Genomic DNA, 18912 nt, shown 5'->3' with positions numbered 1-18912 from the left:
TGGAGATTTTTTTATTGCTTAGAAATTTTATAAAGCCTTCCGGCATCTGTAATAGCATACAAACTGCCATCTATACCTTGTGTAATATCTCTAAACCTTTGATTTTCGTTTGCCAATAATCTTTCTTCCCCTGTTACTTTATTGTCTTTAATTACGAGTCGTGCAATATGCATTCCGCTTAAAGAGCCTATAAATAGATTATTCTGCCATTCTGGTATATTATTTCCTTTGTAAAATGTCATTCCACTAGGAGAAATTACAGGATCCCAATAATAAATCGGTTGTTGCATTCCTGTTTGCTGTTGGATTCCCGCACCGATAGTTGCTCCACTATACTCAATTCCATACGTAATTGTTGGCCATCCATAATTAGCTCCTGGAGTTATTCTATTAATTTCATCGCCTCCTCTTGGACCGTGTTCACTTTGCCATAACTCATTGGTAGTTGGATGAATAGCCAATCCTTGTGGATTTCTGTGCCCAATACTGTATAACTCAGGTAATGCGCCGTTTCCCGTGAATGTTGGATTTCCTGCCGCTGGCTGGCCATTTTTGGTAATTCTAATGATTTTTCCGAGCGCAGCACTTACAGATTGTGCTAAAGGACGTGTGGAAAGATCTGATCTTTCACCAGAGCTTACAAGAAGATTCCCAGAAGAATCGAATAATATTCTTCCACCATAATGTAGATTTCCTGCTGAAGAAGAAGGATTGGCTCGGTAAATAACCGAAGCGTTTTCAATAGTGGTTTCGTTGGTAGATAGATTTCCTTTAGCAACTGCAGTTACAGTACCGCCTGTAGTTGCATTTTCAGAAAATACCCAATAAACCATTCTGTTTGTACTAAATTGAGGATCTAAACATAATCCTAAAAGACCTCCTTGTCCTGATGAATTTACCGAAGGTATTCCTATAATTGGATTTCCCACCGCACCGGAAGAGCTTACAATTCTCATTGTTCCATTTTTTTGAGTGATGAGCAGTCTTCCATCGGGCATTGCAGTAATTCCCCAAGGTGATGATAAAGAAGAAGTAAGGACAATAAAATTGTACGGTGTTACAGTTTTTACCCCATTTACTCTAGTTTGTCCTGCGAAAGCAGGTGTGTAGGTAGTGTTTGCTGGATTAGTTTCTACCGGCGGATAGATAGCTTCTTGTCCTTCTTCTTCTGGTTGTGGTAGATTTTCTATTTCAGAATTACAGCTGAGTGCTAATAATAAGGAGACAGCCAAAATATAGTTGGTCTTACATTTCATAATCAATTAAATTTTGTGTTGGATACATAAAAGGTATCAAAATGTAAGCCATTACATATTTTCTTTTAACACAAAAACAAAAATACCTCTCAATTTTTGAGAGGTATTAAATTTTTTATTTAAAAAGTTATTATACTAGTAAAGATAATGGGTTTTCTAAATAAGTTCTTAAAGTTTGTAAGAATTCAGCACCTGTTGCACCGTCTACTACTCTATGGTCACATGCCAAAGATAGTTTCATTGTATTTCCTACTACGATTTGACCGTTTTTAACTACTGGTTTCTCAATAATAGCACCTACTGAAAGAATGGCAGCATTCGGTTGGTTGATGATACTTGTAAAAGTTTCAATACCGAACATTCCTAAGTTTGAAATAGAGAATGTAGAACCTTCCATTTCGTTTGCCTTAAGACCTTTGTTTTTCGCTCTTCCAGCCATATCTTTTACTGAAGCAGAAATCTGCGAGTAAGACATTTGGTCTGTATTTTTAAGTACAGGAACTACCAATCCGTCAGGAATTGCTACTGCTACACCAATGTTGATGTTTCCTCTGTGGATAATTTTGTCTCCTGCCCAGCTTGAGTTTACTTGCGGATGTTTTCTTAAAGCAATTGCAGTTGCCTTAATAATCATATCGTTGAAAGAAACTTTAGTGTCTGGTAAAGAATTGATTTCTTTTCTCGCCTCAATTGCTTTATCCATATTGATTTCTACCATCAAATAGTAGTGAGGAGCAGAGAATTTACTTTCAGAAAGACGTTTTGCAATCACGTTTCTTACCTGAGAGTTTTGAGTTTCTGTATCTTCACCTTGTACAAAACTTACTGCTACTTGTGCCGCTGCAGTTGCTACAGGAGCTGAAGCTGGTTTTGCTGATGGTTGATAATTTTCAATATCTTTTTTAACGATTCTTCCGTTTTCTCCAGAACCTTGAATAGTATTGATATCTACACCTTTTTCTTGAGCCATTTTTTTAGCTAAAGGAGAGATTGCTACTCTGTCTGATGAAGAATTTGCTAGAGGAGCTGCTTTTTCTTCAACTTTTGCTGCTTGTTGTTCAGCTGGTTTGTCTGCAGATTTAGCCGCTTTAGGAGCACCAACTCCAGAAACATCAGTGCCTTCTGGGCCAATAATTGCTAAAACAGTATCTACAGGAGCTGCAGCACCTTCTTCTACACCTTGCTTTAATAAAACACCGTTGAATTCAGATTCGAAATCTTGTACCGCTTTATCAGTTTCGATTTCAGCTAAAAGGTCTCCCTCTTTTACTACATCTCCAACATTTTTGTGCCACTTAGCCACTTTACCTTCCGTCATTGTATCAGAAAGTCTAGGCATTGTGATTACTTCCACACCTGCAGGAACTTCGGCAGAAGCTTCTTCAGTTGCGTTTTGAGTTTCAGGTTGTGCTTCTTTTGTTGGTTCAGAAGCGTTGTTTGAGGGAGCGGCTGCTCCACCAATTAAACCTGAAATGTCTTCTCCTGCATTTCCGATAATTGCCAAAACAGTGTCTACTGCTGCTGCATTACCTTCTTCAACACCTACATATAAAAGAGTTCCTTGAAGTTCAGATTCAAAATCCTGTACTGCTTTATCGGTTTCGATTTCAGCTAAGATATCTCCTTCTTTTACCTGATCTCCTACTTTTTTATGCCATTTAGCCACTTTTCCTTCCGTCATTGTATCAGAAAGACGTGGCATTGTAATTACTTCTGCCATAATTTAATATTGATTTGAGATTTGAGATTCGAGATTTGAGATTAGGGAAACTCAAATTCAAATTTCAAATTAATTTAAGTTTATTGATTTTCTATTTTATCTAAGAACGGATAATCTTCTTGAGCGTAAACGTATTCGTAAACTTTCTCTGCATCTGGATATGGAGAGTTTTCCATAAACTCGATACATTCTTCTACGAAATCTCTTGATTTGTTATCCAAAGCTTCTAATTCTGTTTCTGTAGCCCAGTTGTTTGCTAAAATTCTTGATTTAATCAATTCGATTGGATCATCGTTTTTAGCGATAGCAACTTCTTCTTTAGATCTGTAAGGTTCAGCATCCGACATAGAGTGACCTCTGAAACGGTAAGTTCTTGCTTCAATGAAAGTTGGTCCATCTCCTCTTCTTGCTCTTTCGATTGCCTCATAAGCAGCTTCAGCTACTTTTTCTGGGTCCATTGCATCAACAGCTAGACATGGCATTTCGTATCCAAGACCTAGTTTGTAGATATCTTCATGGTTTGCAGTTCTTTTTACAGAAGTACCCATTGCGTACTGGTTGTTTTCAACAACGAAGATTACCGGAAGTTTCCAGTTCATTGCCATGTTGAAAGTTTCGTGAAGAGAACCTTGTCTTGCGGCACCGTCTCCGAAGAAACAGATATTTACTGCTTGTCTGTCAAAATATTTATCTGCAAAAGCAATACCGGCTCCCAAAGGAATTTGACCTCCTACAATACCGTGACCACCGTAAAATCTGTGTTCTTTACTGAAAATGTGCATAGAACCACCCATACCTCCTGAAGTACCTGTAGCTTTACCACAAAGTTCTGCCATGATTCTTTTTGGGTCTACTCCCATTGCCATTGGATGGATGTGGCATCTGTAAGCAGTAATCATACTGTCTTTAGTTAAATCCATTGCATGAGTAAAACCAGCAGGGATAGCTTCCTGGCCGTTATACAAATGTAAAAAACCTCTGATTTTTTGTTTTAGATATAGAGAACGGCATTTGTCTTCAAACCTTCTCCACATAGTCATATCTTCATACCACTTCAGGTATACTTCTTTAGAAAATTCCTTCATGCGTTAGCTTTTGCTTATTTATTACAAAATAGTTGAGCAAAAATATAAAAAAATCTTCGTTTTTATTACATTGAGATGAATTGTTTTTTTGCTTATAGTGTTATATTTACATTATCAAATTTAAAAATGGAAGAAAAACAGCCTTCATTACTGCACAAAGTCTCAAGAATAATTTCAGATTTCTTTAATCCTCTCATTTCATTAATTATATTTTTTATTTATATGAGTATTCAAAAGTATAATATTAAAGAGGCTTTACAACATTTTCTTCCAATTTTGGGAATTGTAATTTTACCTGTAATCTTTTGGATTGTGTATCATGTAAAGACAGGTAGATATACAAATATGGATGTTTCTAACCGTGTGCAAAGAAAAACTTTGTATATATTTATAGGAATATGCGTCCTGCTCTATCTTGCTTTTACTTATATAAAATATGGTAGTTTTGATTTTGTGATGCTCTTTATTTTAATTCTTCTCTTGGCTTTACAGATTAGTAATTATTTTATCAAAAGCTCAATGCATACCGCTTTCAATATATTTGTTGCTGCTTTATTTTTTAGCTTTGATACCTACATGGGTATTGTGTGGCTTTTTATTGCGATTCTTGTGGGAGTTACACGTATAATTCTTAAGAGACATACTCCGAAAGAGGTTATTTTAGGCGCTTTTATAGCTTTTTTGGTTTCTTTTCTTTATCTTTATTGCGATATTCAATTTAGGAACTAAATTTTTATGAAAATTAACCACCTTACCGCTGCAGAAGAAAATTTGATGAAACTTTTCTGGTCACTTAATTCATTTTACCTTAAAGATGTAATGGAGCAACATCCAGAACCAAAGCCACACCAGAATACCGTTTCTACTTATCTTAAAATTTTAGTGGAAAAAGGGTATCTTACTACAGAAAAAGAAGGTCGTATCTTTAAATATAGCGTTGCAGTTCCTATGGAAGATTATAGAAATTTTCTTTTGAAAGAAGTTGCTGCTAATTTTTTTGATAACTCAGGAAAAGATATTTTAGAATTTTTATTTAGAGAGAATTTGCTTCAGAAAGAAGATCTGCGTGAGCATTTTGATTTAAAAATCGAAATTAAACCAACAAAAATTAAAGAGCCAAAACTTCACATTGCAGAAGAAATTCTGAATCCTAAAAAAGACAAGAAAAAAGATAAGGAAAAGAAAAAGAAGAAAAAATAATTTTTTTCTCCTTAATTTTTAGAATAGACATAAAAAAAGCGGCTTAAAAGCCGCTTTAAATTTTACCAACGTTTTCCGCCACGGTCGTTTCCACTTCCGTAGTTTCCTCCGCCTCTATTATTTCCATAACCGCCACCACGATTGTTGTTTCCGTAGCCACCGCTTCTGTTGTTATCAAAACTTCTTCTTGGTTTCTCTTCTCTTGGCTTAGCTTCTGATACATTTAACGCTTTTCCGTTAAATTCTTTTTGATTTAATGCCTCGATAGCTTGCTTTCCTTCTTCGTCACCCATTTCAACAAAACCGAAACCTCTAGATCTACCAGTTTCTTTGTCTGTAATAATTTTCGCTGAAGAAACCTCTCCAAATTCTGAAAATAAATCTTGTAACTCGTGCTCTTGAGTTGCATAGTTGATGTTTGAAACAAAAATGTTCATTGTAAAAAAATTAAATTAGTAAAGATTTGGTATATAAAAGAAAAACAACATAGGGTAATGAACAAAATATTGATTCCAAATATAAACGGGTGCAAGATACAATTATTAATTTCAAAACCAACAGTTTTTTTAATTATTTAAAAAAATCTTAAAAAATTATTTATTAATTCTTAAAATAGATTTTTTTGAAAGATTCACAAACTATTTTTTTTCTTGGTTTTTTTGTACCTTCGGAAGGTATTTGTTTTAATCTCATGAAAATTCACACAACCAATTATTACAACGCATTTATCGAGGTTGCAGAAGATTGCCCGGTTTCGAGAGCAGAGACTCCGCCTAGAAAAAGTGTGGCTACGGTTGCGGAAATTCAATACGAAATGATTAGTAAAAATCCTTACAAATTTACTTCAGACGAGGTTATTTTTCAAACCTATTTTATTAGAAATAATTTATCTGAAAGCGAAAAAAATGAAGAAAGGCAAAAGTTTTTCTCTAAAGGACAAGCTTGTATGCGTTCTTCTGCATTGGCAAAAAGATATGGCTTTGGAATTCATCATAATGAAGATGGTAAAATTGCTCTTTTTCCTTTAGAATCTGAAGAATATAAAGGTTTTACCACATTAGAATCTATCAAAAAAGTAAAAGCTATGCGGTCTAAAAAATCGTAAATTCATCTATAACTTGTAAAACTTATGAATTATCACACCAGAAAATGGGTAAAACCCGAAGACTTAAATCCTAATCAATCACTTTTTGGAGGCAGATTATTGCAGTGGATTGATGAAGAAGCTGCTTTATATGCAGTCATTCAGCTTGAAAATAAAAAAATTGTAACGAAGTTTATTTCAGAAATCAATTTTGTAAGTTCTGCAAAACAGGGAGATATTATCGAAATTGGTATTGAAGTGACGAATTTCGGTTCTACATCGCTTACTTTGGCGTGTGAAGTGCGAAATAAAATGACCCGTCAAACCATCATTACCGTCGATAGAATTGTAATGGTAAACCTTGATGAGCACGGAAATCCCACGCCTCACGGAAAAACTAAAGTTGAGTTTGTAAAAGACAGACTGAAATCTAAAGAAGAGTAAATGAAAATTTTCGTAAAAAATATGGTTTGCGGCAGATGTATTTCTGCTGTTCAGGCTATTTTTGATGGTGCTAAAATTCCTTTGCAATCTATTGTCTTAGGAGAAGTTGAAACCGAACAAAATCTTTCTCAAGAGCAATTAAATTCAATTGAAAAAGCTTTAATTGAAAATGATTTCGAAAGAATTAAAGATACAGCTCATCAATTAATTGAAAAGATTAAAAACTTAATTATCAAAAAAATATCCGATTTAGATATTTCTGAAAATTTTCTTTTCTCAGATTTTTTAAGTTCAAAATTGCATAAAGATTACAGTTTGCTTTCAAAAACTTTCAGCCAGAGTGAAAACATTACTTTAGAACAGTTTTTCATCTTGCAAAAGATTGAAAAAGTGAAAGAACTTCTTCTTTACAACGAATTTACGCTCACCGAAATCGCCGGAAAACTGGGCTACAAAAGTGTTCAGCATTTATCTACGCAGTTTAAAACAATCACAGGTTTTACGCCAACCGAATTCAAAAAATTAAAAGTTCATCATCGAAAAGCATTAGACAAAATTTAAATTTTACGTGTAAAATCCTTTCATTACATCAGAATTCTATAAACATTCTCCTTAAATATATAACGGTTTTTCATTTGCTTTGATGAAATTTGTAGTATAAAATCAAAACAATGGAAAATCACGAGCATTATCATAAAAAACCGCATCCAAGCGAAAGAATTTCACCGTCATCGGTTTATTATTGTCCCATGGAATGTGAAGGAGAAAAAGTCTACTTTCAACAAGGCAAAAGATGTCCGGTTTGTAATATGTACTTGGTTCCGATCGAGGAAAAGCTTGAAAAAGACCCTAATTACAAACCTCAATTTTCTAAAACCAATCTTCCGGAGAACTTCAAAGACAATGTCGGGAAATATTATTGCCCGATGTTTTGCGAAAGCGATAAAATTTACGATGAAAAAGACGATTGCCCTGTTTGTCACATGCATTTGGAGCCTATCACAGAAGATTTAGTAAAAAATTCTGCGCAACATTCACACCATCATCACGATGCTCCAAAAGTTACCGATGAAATGGCTGGAAAATATTATTGTCCCATGTTTTGTGAAGGCGATAAAGTGTACGATTCTAATGTGGGTTGTCCTGTTTGTGGGATGGATTTGGTAAAATATCCAGAGAAAAAGACGGCGCAATATACTTGTCCGATGCATCCTGAAATTATTCGTGATGAACCAGGAGATTGCCCGATTTGCGGAATGGATTTGGTTCGAATGCCCGATAAAGAGGACGATGCTGAAGATGAAACGTTTCAAATTTTAAAGAAGAAATTTATTATTTCTTTAGCATTTACCATTCCGGTTTTTATACTTTCTATGGGCGGAATGTTGTTTGACTTTCCTTTTTCGCATCAAATTCAAGGGGTATTTGAATTGATTTTAACGGTTCCTGTACTATTTTATTCAGGATGGTTTTTAATGAAAAGAGGTTGGGTTTCCTTTAAAACCTGGAACTTAAATATGTTCAGTTTAGTTGTTTTAGGAGTTGCAGCAGCATTTATTTTTAGTATTGTAGCATTGAGTTTCCCTGAAATAATTCCTCATGAAATTAGAGGTCACGGAAATGAAATTCCTCTGTATTTTGAAGCTGTTTGCGTGATTTTAACTTTGGTGATTCTTGGGCAATTGATGGAAGCTGCAGCGCATAAAAAAACGGGAAATGCTATTCGAGAATTAATGAATTTGTCTCCCGACGAAGCTAATCTTATTATAAATGGTGAAGAAAAAAAAGTTTTGCTTTCACAAGTGAAAATTGGAGATTTTCTAAGAGTAAAACCGGGTGAGAAAATTCCTGTTGATGGTAAAATTACCGAAGGAAATTCTGTGGTTGATGAAAGCATGATTACGGGAGAACCGATTCCTGTCGAAAAAAATACAGATGATAAAGTAACTTCCGGAACGATTAATGGAAATCAAACTTTCATTATGAAAGCTGAAAAAGTAGGCGATGAAACCCTGCTTTCGCAAATTATTAAAATGGTAAACGAAGCCAGCCGAAGTAAAGCGCCCATTCAAAAATTAACAGATAAAGTGTCGAAAGTTTTCGTTCCAACAGTCATTGCAATTGCGGTTTTAACGTTCTTTTTGTGGCAGTTTTTCGGTCCGCAAGGTCAGAAAACCTTATTTGCTTTTGTGAATGCAGTTGCGGTTTTAATTGTGGCTTGTCCGTGTGCGCTTGGTCTTGCAACGCCGATGTCTTTAATGGTGGGAATTGGGAAAGGCGCTAAAAATGGTATTTTAATAAAAAATGCCGAAGCTCTTGAAGAAATGAATAAAGTAAACGTTTTAATTACCGATAAAACAGGAACTTTAACGGAGGGTAAACCTTCGGTTGAACATATTGAAACGCTAAGTTCTAATTCAAATCAGATTCTAAGTTTGGCGTATTCATTAAATCAAAATTCGGAGCATCCTTTGTCGAATGCTGTCATCAAAAAAGCAAAAGAAGAAAATCTTTCCCCTGAAAAAGTTCAAAACTTTGAAAATATTTCTGGAAAAGGCGTGAAAGGAATAATCAACGGAAAAATTGTTTATTTAGGAAATGAAAACTTATTGGTTTCAAATCAGATTACAATTTCTGAAGATTTAAAACAAAAAGTTGCAGAAATCCAGGCAAAAGCACACACAATTTCTTACGTTGCACAGGAAAATGAAGTTTTAGGATTCATCAGTTTTACCGATAAAATAAAGGAAAGTTCTAAAAAAGCGGTTCAACAATTAATGAATGAAGGTGTTGATGTTATTATGATGACCGGTGATAACGAGAACACCGCAAAAGCTGTCGCAGATGAATTGGGAATCCTACATTTTAAAGCGAATTGTCTTCCTGAAGACAAACTGAATGAAGTGAAAAAGCTTCAACAACAAGGAAAAATCGTTGCAATGACCGGAGACGGAATCAACGACTCTCCTGCTCTTGCACAAGCCAACATTGGAATTGCAATGGGAACCGGAACCGATGCCGCAATTGAAAGCGCAGAAATTACATTGTTAAAAGGTGATATTTTAGGAGTTGCAAAAGCTAAATTACTTAGTGAAAAATTAGTGAAAAACATTAAAGAAAACTTGTTTTTTGCCTTTGTTTATAATGTTTTAGGCGTGCCCATCGCGGCAGGATTGCTCTACCCTTTCTTTGGAATTTTACTTTCCCCGATGATTGCAGCTGCAGCGATGAGTTTCAGCTCACTTTCTGTAATTTTAAATTCTTTACGTTTAAATTCAGTAAATCTAGAAATGGAAAAATAATTTTCAACTAAAAGGGAAAAGTAAAAATTTCGGCATTAAATTTGTTAACTAAATTTTAGAAAAATTAACTTATATTAACATTTTAATTCCATTTACTTTTTATGAACAAAACTTTTGCGGAAAAGTCTGTAAAAAAGACTTTTCTAGGGATGATTGCAGTGATGAGTGCAGCATCAACTTTATTTACGGGATGTAATTCCAACACAGAAAAAGAAAAAATTAGCAGTAAAAATACTGTTGCGAAAAAGCCTCCCGTCGCAAAAGTACATCTGGCAAAAAGTAAAGAAGTTCCCGAAGGAAAAAGGGTTATTTATCTCACTTTTGATGATGGTCCCAATCGCGGAACTCAAAATCTTCTGCAAGTTTTAAGAAAAAGAAAGGTTTACGCTACTGCTTTTTTGGTAGGTAGACACGCTTCCGACAGCAAAAAGCAAAGACAAGATTTAGACGATTTAAAAAATGATACTTTAATTGAATTAGCAAATCATAGTTACGAACATGCTAAAAATCAATATGCTGAATTTTATAAAAACCCTGATCTTGTCGTAAAAGATTTTAATCGTGCCAAAGATAGTTTGAGACTTTCAGGAAATATCGCAAGAACTCCAGGTCGAAATATTTGGCGTTTGAATGATATTGAAGTGACAGATCTTAAATCTTCTACTGAAGCAGCCAATAGTTTAAAAAAAGCAGGCTACACTTTGGTTGGTTGGGACTTGGAATGGAAACCTACTAAGAAAATGACTCTGAAAGACGACCATAAAGTCATGTTAAAACGTGTAGACAGCATATTTTTTAATGATTTAGAAAAAACTTCGAAGCATTTGGTTTTGCTTACGCACGACCAATATCTTGTTGACGAAAATTCGCTTCGAGAACTAGATTTGTTTATAGACCAGCTTCAAAAATCGAATCGTTTTGTATTTAGAAAAATTTCAGATTATCCTAAAATTAATGATATTTTGAATTAAAAAAAATCCTCAGAATTGTTATTACAGTTTTGGGGACTTTAATTTTAAAAATCATTCGTTTTTTGGCTTTAAAATTCAGAAATTTGCAATTATGAGTTTACAGGACAATTACAAACATATTAAAAGTCAACTTCCGGAGAATGTACAATTGGTTGCGGTTTCGAAAACGCATCCCGCTTCTGCAATTCAGGAGGTTTACGATTTTGGACAAAGGGTTTTTGGCGAAAATAAAGTGCAGGAACTTACAGAGAAATATCCCCTACTTCCGAAAGATATTCAGTGGCATTTAATTGGGCATCTACAAACCAATAAGGTAAAATATATTGCTGAGTTTATTGATACGATACAAAGTGTGGATTCTGAAAAACTTTTGAAGGAAATCAATAAAGAAGCGGCAAAACATGAACGCAAAATTAAAGTTTTACTTCAGGTGAAAATCGCTGAGGAAGATTCTAAATTTGGGTTAGAAATTGAAGAAGCTAAAGCTATTTTTGAAAAATTTATCAATAGTGAATTTCCTAATGTTGAAATTACAGGTTTAATGGGAATGGCAACTTTTACGGAAAACGAAACCCAAATAAAATCTGAGTTTTCAATTTTAAAAAATCTTTTCGACGAACTAAATTCCGTAAAAGAATTACAAACACTTTCTATGGGAATGAGTGATGATTTTCCTATTGCTATTGATTGTGGCGCCAATTCTGTACGTGTAGGTTCTGCGATTTTCGGAAGAAGAGATTATTCAAAATAATTCATAATCTTTACTCTTTTGATACCGAAATTCAGAATTTAATTTAATATTAATTTATAAAAGTATTTATTTTCTTAAAATCAGATATTTTAGGAATGATATTTGATAATTATCACGCAAAAATTAATTAAATTGCGACTATGCAAAAAATCCTTATTGTAGAAGACGAAAAAGCTATTTCCGGAGTACTTCACAGCATTCTTTCTGATGAACTTACCGATTATGAATTTGTAATTGCCGAAGACGGTCTTGAAGGCTATAAAAACGTAGAAAAAGAAGATTTTGCTTTGGTGATTTCTGATATAAAAATGCCTAAACTTTCTGGTACAGAATTGCTTAAACAAAGTATGGCTTTGAAGCCGGATAGTACTTTTATTATGATTTCGGGTCACGCAGATATAGATTCTGCAGTTTCTTGTCTGAAAGATGGAGCTTATGATTTTATATCAAAGCCAATCGATATTAACAGATTGATTACGAGCGTGAAAAATGCTTTAACTAAAGAATCACTTAAAAAAGAAAATAAAACCCTTCAAAACGAAAATAAAACTCTTAAAAAGAAAGTCAACAAAAAATATCAGATGATTGGTGAATCTGCTCCTTTGAAGAAAATTCAGGACATGATTGAGAAAGTGGCGGCTTCGGATGCAAGAGTTTTGATTACAGGGCCAAACGGTGCAGGTAAAGAATTGGTGGCTCATGCTGTTCATAACCTTAGTGAAAGATCAAGAGGTCCTATGGTGGAAGTAAACTGTGCTGCTATTCCTTCTGAACTTATTGAATCTGAACTTTTTGGACACGTAAAAGGTTCATTTACAGGTGCAATTAAAGACAAGCAAGGAAAATTTGAACAAGCCAACGGCGGAACAATTTTCTTGGACGAGATTGGAGATATGAGTCTTATTGCACAGGCAAAAGTTCTCCGAGCGCTGCAGGAAAGCAAAGTTTCTCCTGTAGGAAGCGATAAGGAAATAAAGGTAGATGTAAGAGTTTTGGCTGCGACCAACAAAAATATGCAGACCGAAATTGAAGCAGGAAGATTCAGAGAAGATTTGTATCACAGATTATCTGTAATCGAAATCTATGTACCACCTTTGGATGAAAGAAAGGAAGATATAAAACTTTTGGTTGACCATTTTTCTAAGCTAATTGCAGATGAACACGGTACTGCTGTAAAGAAATTTGATGATAAAGCGATTGATGCTTTAAAGGCACTTTCATGGACTGGAAACATAAGAGAATTAAGAAACGTTGTAGAAAGATTGATTATCTTAGGTGGTAATTCAGTATCAGAAGAAGACGTTGCAAGTTTTGTAAGGAAATAATTTAATTATAAATTAAAACTATTTATAAAAATTTGCAGTAATTATGCTGCAAATTTTTTTTATATATAAACATGAAAATTTTAAATAAGAACTATACAAAAGAAGCGTTAACGCTGGCTTTCCCGGTAATGCTTACTCAAGTTGGGCAGGTTTCTGTAAATCTTTTCGATAATATTATTGTTGGGAAACTTTTAGGAGCAGATGCTTTGGCGTCGGTTTCTTTGGGAAATGCTGTGTTTTTCTCGATGTTTGTTTTGGCTTTAGGTTTTTCTTTTGCCATTCCGCCATTGGTTTCTGAGGCGCATTCTCAACACGATCATAAAACGATCAACTCCGTTTTTAGTCATGGTTTTGCTATTAATATGTCGGTGGGAATTCTATTAATGGTTGTTCTTTTGTTGGGAATGCCTCTTTTAAATCATTCTGGTCAACCAGCGAAAATTATTCCAGATACCATAGATTTTCTTACCATAATGGCGATAAGTATCGTTCCTTTTATGGCTTTTCAAACGTTGAGAGAAGTTTCCGAAGGTTTATCATACACTATCGGAGTTACAAAAGCCACCATTATTGCGAATGTAATTAACATTGCACTAAATTATGTCTTTATTAAAGGTCTTTGGATTTTTCCTGAAATGGGTGTAAAAGGTTCTGCATTAGCCAGTTTAATTGCCAGAATTTTCATGGTTGTTTTTCTCTATTTTGTACTTTTAAAAGAGAAAAAAACAAGACAATATATTAAAGAATTTTCACTTCAAATGCAGGTGTTTTCAAAGAAAATGTTTGAAAAAATGGTAAGACTGGGTTTTCCTACTGCGCTGCAAATGTTCTTTGAAGTTACGGCTTTTGCAGGTGCTGCTTTTATTTGTGGTTTAATTTCTGCGCACGATATTGCTTCGCATCAAATCGCTTTAAGTATGGCTTCTTTTACCTTTAATCTTTGTATTGGTTTTAGTGTGGCTTCAACGGTGATGATTGGTAGGAAATTAGGCGAACAAAACTTTGTTGAGTTAAGAAAAATCGGAATCAATAATTTAAAAATCGCTTTTCTATTTATGTGTTTCTGTGGTTTGGTTTTTATTTTAGGAAGAAATATTCTCCCAACATTTTTCACAAAACCTGAAGAAGTAGAAGTAATACAGTTAGCTTCAAAACTAATGATCATTGCGGCGCTTTTTCAATTGTCAGATGGGATTCAAGTTACGGCTTTAGGGATGTTGCGAGGTTTACAAGATGTGAAAATTCCTTCTATTTACACATTTATTGCGTATTGGTTGATAACGATTCCTTTAGGATATTTCCTTTGTGTAACGATGGAAATGGGCGCATTCGGGATGTGGATTGCTCTCGGTTTAGGATTAACCGTTTCTGCATTAATGCTCGTAAAACGATTCTTAAATATGTCTTCAAGACGAATTAAAAATGGATAAAAAAAGAGGAGCTTATAATAAGTTCCTCTTTTTATTTTTAAAATTCTTGTTAAGAAAATTCTGCTTTTAATTTTTTAAGAATGTCTTCATCAAAAGTTTTTCCTTTTATTTTTTCATAAGTTTTTTGAGCTTTTCTGATGAGTTTTTCGTCATTTGTACTTTTGCCAACTTTTATTTGTGCAATTGCATACAAAGCTAGGTATCCATCATCGTTTTTGTATGTTGAATAAACATCATCTAGATAATATAAAGCCTTTTCGTAATTTTCTTTATAGCTGTAAAGAATTCCATACATAAACCTTCCGTCGTCTTTCATTTTCCCATTGTAGAGTTCTTCTGCTTTTTTAAGGTTTTCGAGTCCGAAATCATGATCTCCCAATATGATAGAAGTATTTCCAATTCCGTAATAACCTTCCGGATTTTGAGGAAAATATTTTACCATTTCAATATATTTTTCACGAGCCCTATCTACTCTTCCTAATCTCATAAATTCAATAGCAAGGTTTTGTTTAAAATTTGGAGCTTTATTTTGGGATAAGCTATCAGCAACGTAATATAATGTTAGAGCTTCTTTATGCATTTCTTGCAAGCGAAAATAATATCCAGCTAAAAAATATGCATCACAGTATTTTGGGTCTTCTTTTATTGCTTTAACTAAAAGGTTTGTTATTCCTCCATAATATTTGGGGAAATTTAAACCTTGTATTGCAGCATCAAATTTCTTTTTAGACTCGGGCTTTTCGGGGGTACAATAATTAGTTTTTCCTAAAAAATAAGGATCTTGGCAAATTGCTTTTACTGAAAATATCAGCATGAAAGCGAGTATTAGTTTTTTCATACTCAAAAATAAAAAAAGCGGATAAAAATCCGCTTTTTTTATGATTTTTTTTGAAAATTACTTCAAATACTTTGTAATCGCTTCGTCTGTAGGTTTTACGTTGCTCACGAAAGAATCTACCAACTTACCGTTTTCATCAATTAAAAACTTGGTGAAGTTCCAAAGGATTTTGCTGTCTTTTACTCCGTTTAATTGTTTTTCTGTAAGGAATTTAAAGATTGGCGCAGTATCGTCTCCTTTTACCGAAACTTTTGCTGCCATTGGGAAAGTTACACCATAGTTTTTTTGGCAGAAAGCGCCAATTTCAACATTGGTTCCCGGTTCTTGACCACCGAAATTATTTGCCGGAAATCCTACAATTACCAATTGGTCTTTGTATTCTTCGTACAGTTTTTCAAGGTCGGCGTATTGCGGTGTGAAACCACATTCTGAAGCAGTATTCACGACAAGAATTTTCTTTCCTTTAAAATCTGCAAAGTTGATGGTTTTGCCTTCTTCAAGCGCATCTACTTTGTAATCGTAAATTGTTTTTCCCATAAGCTCTTTGGTTTTTGCTTTTGCGGTTTCAGATTTTTTCTGTGCGCAACTATTGATAAATGCTACGAATGAAAGCAGCATGATGAATAATTTTTTCATATTTAAAACAGTTTAGAATTTAAAAATATTAGCAGGAAACACTTTGTTGATTTCCACTTTGTTTAAAAGCATCACGTAATCTCCGTCTTTTTTCGGGCTCGATGATTCTATTCTAAAAGGCATCATCAAATTTCCTACCTTTTTGTAGTCTGAGTAGATTAAAGTATCATCTTTTTTAATTTCTTTCACCAACATAAATGTTCTGGTGTCAAAATAATAGATGTTCTTATTTACGTTTTTTGTAAGTTCTACTTTATGACAATAGATATTTCCGATTTTTTCTTTACCTAAATATTCCGCAGAAAAACCTTTGTTTTCCCAATCGATAAAATCGTTGTCAAAGCTTTCAGGAACGTACTCTTTGTACTCTTGGAGTTTATTGGCTGCGTAATTCATTGCATAACCTTTTGTTCCGTCGTAACCTTCAATAGCGGTATCTTTTCCGCCGATGGTAATGATGGTTTTGGTTAAATTGGGTCTTGCCTGATAAATTTTAATAGGATATTCGTCTTTAATTCCTAGAATTACTTTCCCTTGTAGCATTACGGAATTCAATAACTTCCATTGTGTTAAACCTCCAGAAACTTCAATGTTTTTATCGATGATTTCTTTTGCGGTTTGTGAAAAAATATGTTGCGAAAATATGATTGCAAAAATTAAAATTAATTTCTTCATTAAATCTTTTTATAAAAATCAAATATAAACCTTTATTAACAAATGTAGCAATGTAACAGTTTACCAGTGTAATAAAATATCTGAATTTTGTAGTATGTTGATTGTGAAATTTAAAAAACAAACATACTAAGAATTATACTTGTCTCTTTTTACTTTTTAATTGGCTATTTACAATAGTTTTCTTGCTTTTTCTAAATCTTCCGGAGTGTCGATTCCTACTCCAACGAAGTTGGTTTCGATGAGTTTTATTTTCATTCCGTATTCTAAATAACGAATGCACTCAATTTTTTCGGAGATTTCCAAAGGTTTCATTTCCAATTTCGAAAACTGAATTAAAGCATGTTTTCTAAAAGCATACACACCAATATGTTTAAAGTAATCTACAGCGTAAGAAATCTCTCTGTGAAAAGGAATCACAGAACGGCTAAAATACAAAGCAAAACCGTTGTTGTCGGTAATTACTTTTACGTTATTTGGGTTTTCGATTTCTTCTTTTTCGTGAAGTTTTATTTTTAATGAAGCTAAAGAAATTTCCTGATTATCATCTTTCTTAAACACTTCAATTAATTGCTGTAAAGGTTCTAGTTTTAAGAACGGCTCATCACCTTGAACATTAATAACAATATCGCAATCAATATTTTGTACAGCTTCTGCAATTCTGTCGCTTCCGGTTTCGTATTGACCGGTCATTACAGCTTTTCCGCCATTTTTTATGATTTCATCGAAGATAATTTCTGAATCTGTTGCTACAAAAACTTCTTCAAACAAACCTGTTTCTACAACGTTTTGATAAGTTGTTGTAATGACGGTTTTATCGCCTAAAGTCTGCATCAGTTTTGCCGGAAAACGACTGGCTTCGTATCGCGCAGGAATCACTGCAATAATTTTCATAAAACTAAATTAGTATTGTATCACAAAAGTCGCAAAACTTTTTGATTAAACATAAAATAACGAAGCATAAAATTAGTTAAAAACGTCTTTTATGAAGTTGTGACTTTCTCAGCGTGCTGTAAAAAATGAAGCAAAAATATTACTCCGTAAATCCATGAAATATAAAGAAAGGAATACATAAAACCATAAGTTGTACTTTTAAATAAGTTTCCTTTGCAAAATCTAACGTTTTTAAAAACTAATCGCAAGGCTCGGAAGAATACCCAATAGAGCATTCCTGAAAAAACTAATGCGGAAGACCAAAAGAATACCCCTAAAAAATACAATAGAAACACAGCGACAAAAGTAAAAAACAACCATAAAATAACACCTAAAATAATGCCTCCAATTCCATCTCCTACAATAGGAATATCAGCACCTGAAGCATCGAATAAGGGTGTTTTTTTTGCAACATCTGTCAATTTTTGTTTGTTGACTATTTCGCCGATATTTTCTTTTAATTTAACTCCAAAATATAATCCTGATGAAATAAAAATGAAAAATATAGCCGCTAAAATTGATGTCGATAATATTGAATTTAAAAACAAGCTTCTATGCGAATGTATTCCAGAAAAGTAAACGCAAAGAATAACTGAGACTATTGTTGCAAAAGTTACGTAGCTTAAAAATTTAGTTTCTAGAAAAACTCTCTTCCGATTCACCAGTATTATTTTTTATAGATTAAAACTTATCTAAAACTTTCTTTGGAAGAATTTTGTCTAAATTTCCTTTCATTTCTTTTTCAACCAAGACAAATTTCCAGTTTTTTTTATCTTTAGAAACGGCGCAAGCTTTAGATTTACCATTAATAAAATACGCCATTTCGTTCTCGTAATAAATCACGTTGCCTTGTCCGTATTTTTGGACCAACATATTTTGAATGTTTTTTCGCATCTCTTCTTGCAGATTTTCTGTGCCAAATCGAACTCTTGTTGAATAATCTACTACAGAAAAATATTCTCCGTTTACCAAATCAGGATTGCCAATTTTATTGACTTTAAAATTTTGAACTTCCACTTTTATCATGGGATTGTTGTAGGTCATATTCAAAATCATTTTCATTTGGTCTTTTGAGGCAAATGTGTAATATTTTGGGTAAATATTTTCTACCGCTTGGTCTATTTGCTTGTTTTTTAATTGATTAAAAAACGTTGTAAAACTATTGTTTATGGTTTGTTGTTCATTTTTCTGTGCAGAAATGAGTACGGTAATAAAAAAGAAAAGACTAAAAATTAGTTTTGATTTCATAATTAAATTTTAAGTAA

At 33.6% G+C, this 18912-nt stretch carries 20 protein-coding genes; 10 read left to right on the top strand and 10 right to left on the bottom strand.

All coding sequences use genetic code 11. The features are described from left to right. Positions 1 to 11 precede the first annotated feature (11 nt). From AC2A1D_RS00230 to pdhA, 3 genes are all read right to left on the bottom strand, one after another. The gene (locus tag AC2A1D_RS00230; RefSeq protein WP_484041660.1) at positions 12 to 1256 is read right to left on the bottom strand and encodes a PQQ-dependent sugar dehydrogenase; all 1245 of its coding nucleotides are present in this window, start codon (positions 1254 to 1256) and stop codon (positions 12 to 14) included. Between the two features lie 130 nt (positions 1257 to 1386). Then, positions 1387 to 2976 carry a dihydrolipoamide acetyltransferase family protein gene (locus AC2A1D_RS00225; protein WP_484041659.1) on the bottom strand — a complete coding sequence of 530 codons (1590 nt, stop codon included), beginning with the start codon at positions 2974 to 2976 and terminating at the stop codon, positions 1387 to 1389. 80 nt (positions 2977 to 3056) lie between these two features. Then, positions 3057 to 4061 carry a pyruvate dehydrogenase (acetyl-transferring) E1 component subunit alpha gene (gene pdhA / locus AC2A1D_RS00220; protein ID WP_484041658.1) on the bottom strand — a complete coding sequence of 335 codons (1005 nt, stop codon included), beginning with the start codon at positions 4059 to 4061 and terminating at the stop codon, positions 3057 to 3059. Positions 4062 to 4187: 126 nt separating this feature from the next. On the opposite strand from pdhA, the gene AC2A1D_RS00215 reads away from it, so the two are divergent. Both AC2A1D_RS00215 and AC2A1D_RS00210 read left to right on the top strand, forming a co-directional pair. Next, the gene (locus AC2A1D_RS00215) at positions 4188 to 4790 is read left to right on the top strand and encodes a phosphatase PAP2 family protein (RefSeq protein ID WP_484041657.1); all 603 of its coding nucleotides are present in this window, start codon (positions 4188 to 4190) and stop codon (positions 4788 to 4790) included. 6 nt (positions 4791 to 4796) lie between these two features. After that, a complete protein-coding gene (locus tag AC2A1D_RS00210; RefSeq protein WP_484041656.1) occupies positions 4797 to 5261 on the top strand; it encodes a BlaI/MecI/CopY family transcriptional regulator in 465 nt (154 codons plus the stop codon). Positions 5262 to 5323: 62 nt separating this feature from the next. Here the strand turns inward: AC2A1D_RS00210 and AC2A1D_RS00205 are convergent, their stop codons facing one another. Next, positions 5324 to 5698 carry an RNA recognition motif domain-containing protein gene (locus tag AC2A1D_RS00205; RefSeq protein ID WP_484041655.1) on the bottom strand — a complete coding sequence of 125 codons (375 nt, stop codon included), beginning with the start codon at positions 5696 to 5698 and terminating at the stop codon, positions 5324 to 5326. 254 nt (positions 5699 to 5952) lie between these two features. On the opposite strand from AC2A1D_RS00205, the gene AC2A1D_RS00200 reads away from it, so the two are divergent. The 8 genes from AC2A1D_RS00200 (at position 5953) to AC2A1D_RS00165 (ending at position 14568) form a co-directional block, all read left to right on the top strand. After that, positions 5953 to 6366, top strand: coding sequence for a DUF6157 family protein (locus AC2A1D_RS00200; RefSeq protein WP_484041654.1), 414 nt, complete (start codon positions 5953 to 5955; stop codon positions 6364 to 6366). 24 nt (positions 6367 to 6390) lie between these two features. Then, positions 6391 to 6789, top strand: coding sequence for an acyl-CoA thioesterase (locus AC2A1D_RS00195; protein WP_484041653.1), 399 nt, complete (start codon positions 6391 to 6393; stop codon positions 6787 to 6789). Continuing rightward, positions 6790 to 7350, top strand: a complete 561-nt coding sequence (locus AC2A1D_RS00190; RefSeq protein WP_484041652.1) for a helix-turn-helix domain-containing protein — start codon at positions 6790 to 6792, stop codon at positions 7348 to 7350. Between the two features lie 110 nt (positions 7351 to 7460). Then, positions 7461 to 10091 (top strand): copper-transporting P-type ATPase, encoded by a 2631-nt coding sequence (locus tag AC2A1D_RS00185; RefSeq protein WP_484041651.1) that lies wholly within the window; start codon positions 7461 to 7463, stop codon positions 10089 to 10091. 101 nt (positions 10092 to 10192) lie between these two features. Next, positions 10193 to 11062, top strand: coding sequence for a polysaccharide deacetylase family protein (locus AC2A1D_RS00180; protein ID WP_484041650.1), 870 nt, complete (start codon positions 10193 to 10195; stop codon positions 11060 to 11062). A 91-nt stretch (positions 11063 to 11153) separates the two neighbouring features. Then, positions 11154 to 11813 (top strand): YggS family pyridoxal phosphate-dependent enzyme, encoded by a 660-nt coding sequence (locus tag AC2A1D_RS00175; protein ID WP_484041649.1) that lies wholly within the window; start codon positions 11154 to 11156, stop codon positions 11811 to 11813. Positions 11814 to 11953: 140 nt separating this feature from the next. Beyond that, on the top strand, positions 11954 to 13138 hold the full coding sequence (locus AC2A1D_RS00170) for a sigma-54-dependent transcriptional regulator (RefSeq protein ID WP_484041648.1): 1185 nt from the start codon (positions 11954 to 11956) through the stop codon (positions 13136 to 13138). 71 nt (positions 13139 to 13209) lie between these two features. Then, positions 13210 to 14568 carry an MATE family efflux transporter gene (locus AC2A1D_RS00165; protein ID WP_484041647.1) on the top strand — a complete coding sequence of 453 codons (1359 nt, stop codon included), beginning with the start codon at positions 13210 to 13212 and terminating at the stop codon, positions 14566 to 14568. Between the two features lie 49 nt (positions 14569 to 14617). Here AC2A1D_RS00165 and AC2A1D_RS00160 read toward each other — a convergent pair whose 3' ends face one another. From AC2A1D_RS00160 to AC2A1D_RS00135, 6 genes are all read right to left on the bottom strand, one after another. Next, positions 14618 to 15406 carry a tetratricopeptide repeat protein gene (locus AC2A1D_RS00160; RefSeq protein ID WP_484041646.1) on the bottom strand — a complete coding sequence of 263 codons (789 nt, stop codon included), beginning with the start codon at positions 15404 to 15406 and terminating at the stop codon, positions 14618 to 14620. A gap of 57 nt (positions 15407 to 15463) precedes the next feature. Beyond that, positions 15464 to 16042, bottom strand: coding sequence for a glutathione peroxidase (locus tag AC2A1D_RS00155; protein ID WP_484041645.1), 579 nt, complete (start codon positions 16040 to 16042; stop codon positions 15464 to 15466). A gap of 12 nt (positions 16043 to 16054) precedes the next feature. Next, the gene (locus tag AC2A1D_RS00150; RefSeq protein WP_484041644.1) at positions 16055 to 16717 is read right to left on the bottom strand and encodes a histidine kinase; all 663 of its coding nucleotides are present in this window, start codon (positions 16715 to 16717) and stop codon (positions 16055 to 16057) included. Positions 16718 to 16885: 168 nt separating this feature from the next. Next, positions 16886 to 17608, bottom strand: a complete 723-nt coding sequence (gene kdsB / locus AC2A1D_RS00145; protein WP_484041643.1) for a 3-deoxy-manno-octulosonate cytidylyltransferase — start codon at positions 17606 to 17608, stop codon at positions 16886 to 16888. 89 nt (positions 17609 to 17697) lie between these two features. After that, positions 17698 to 18309, bottom strand: coding sequence for a hypothetical protein (locus AC2A1D_RS00140; protein ID WP_484041642.1), 612 nt, complete (start codon positions 18307 to 18309; stop codon positions 17698 to 17700). A 19-nt stretch (positions 18310 to 18328) separates the two neighbouring features. Beyond that, positions 18329 to 18895: a hypothetical protein gene (locus AC2A1D_RS00135; RefSeq protein WP_484041641.1), complete on the bottom strand. Its 567-nt coding sequence runs from the start codon at positions 18893 to 18895 to the stop codon at positions 18329 to 18331. Between the last annotated feature and the right edge of the window lie 17 nt (positions 18896 to 18912).

The sequence above is a fragment of the Chryseobacterium sp. HNCC26DJ239 genome (genome assembly GCF_057180445.1).
This window is presented reverse-complemented; position numbering and strand designations above follow the sequence as displayed.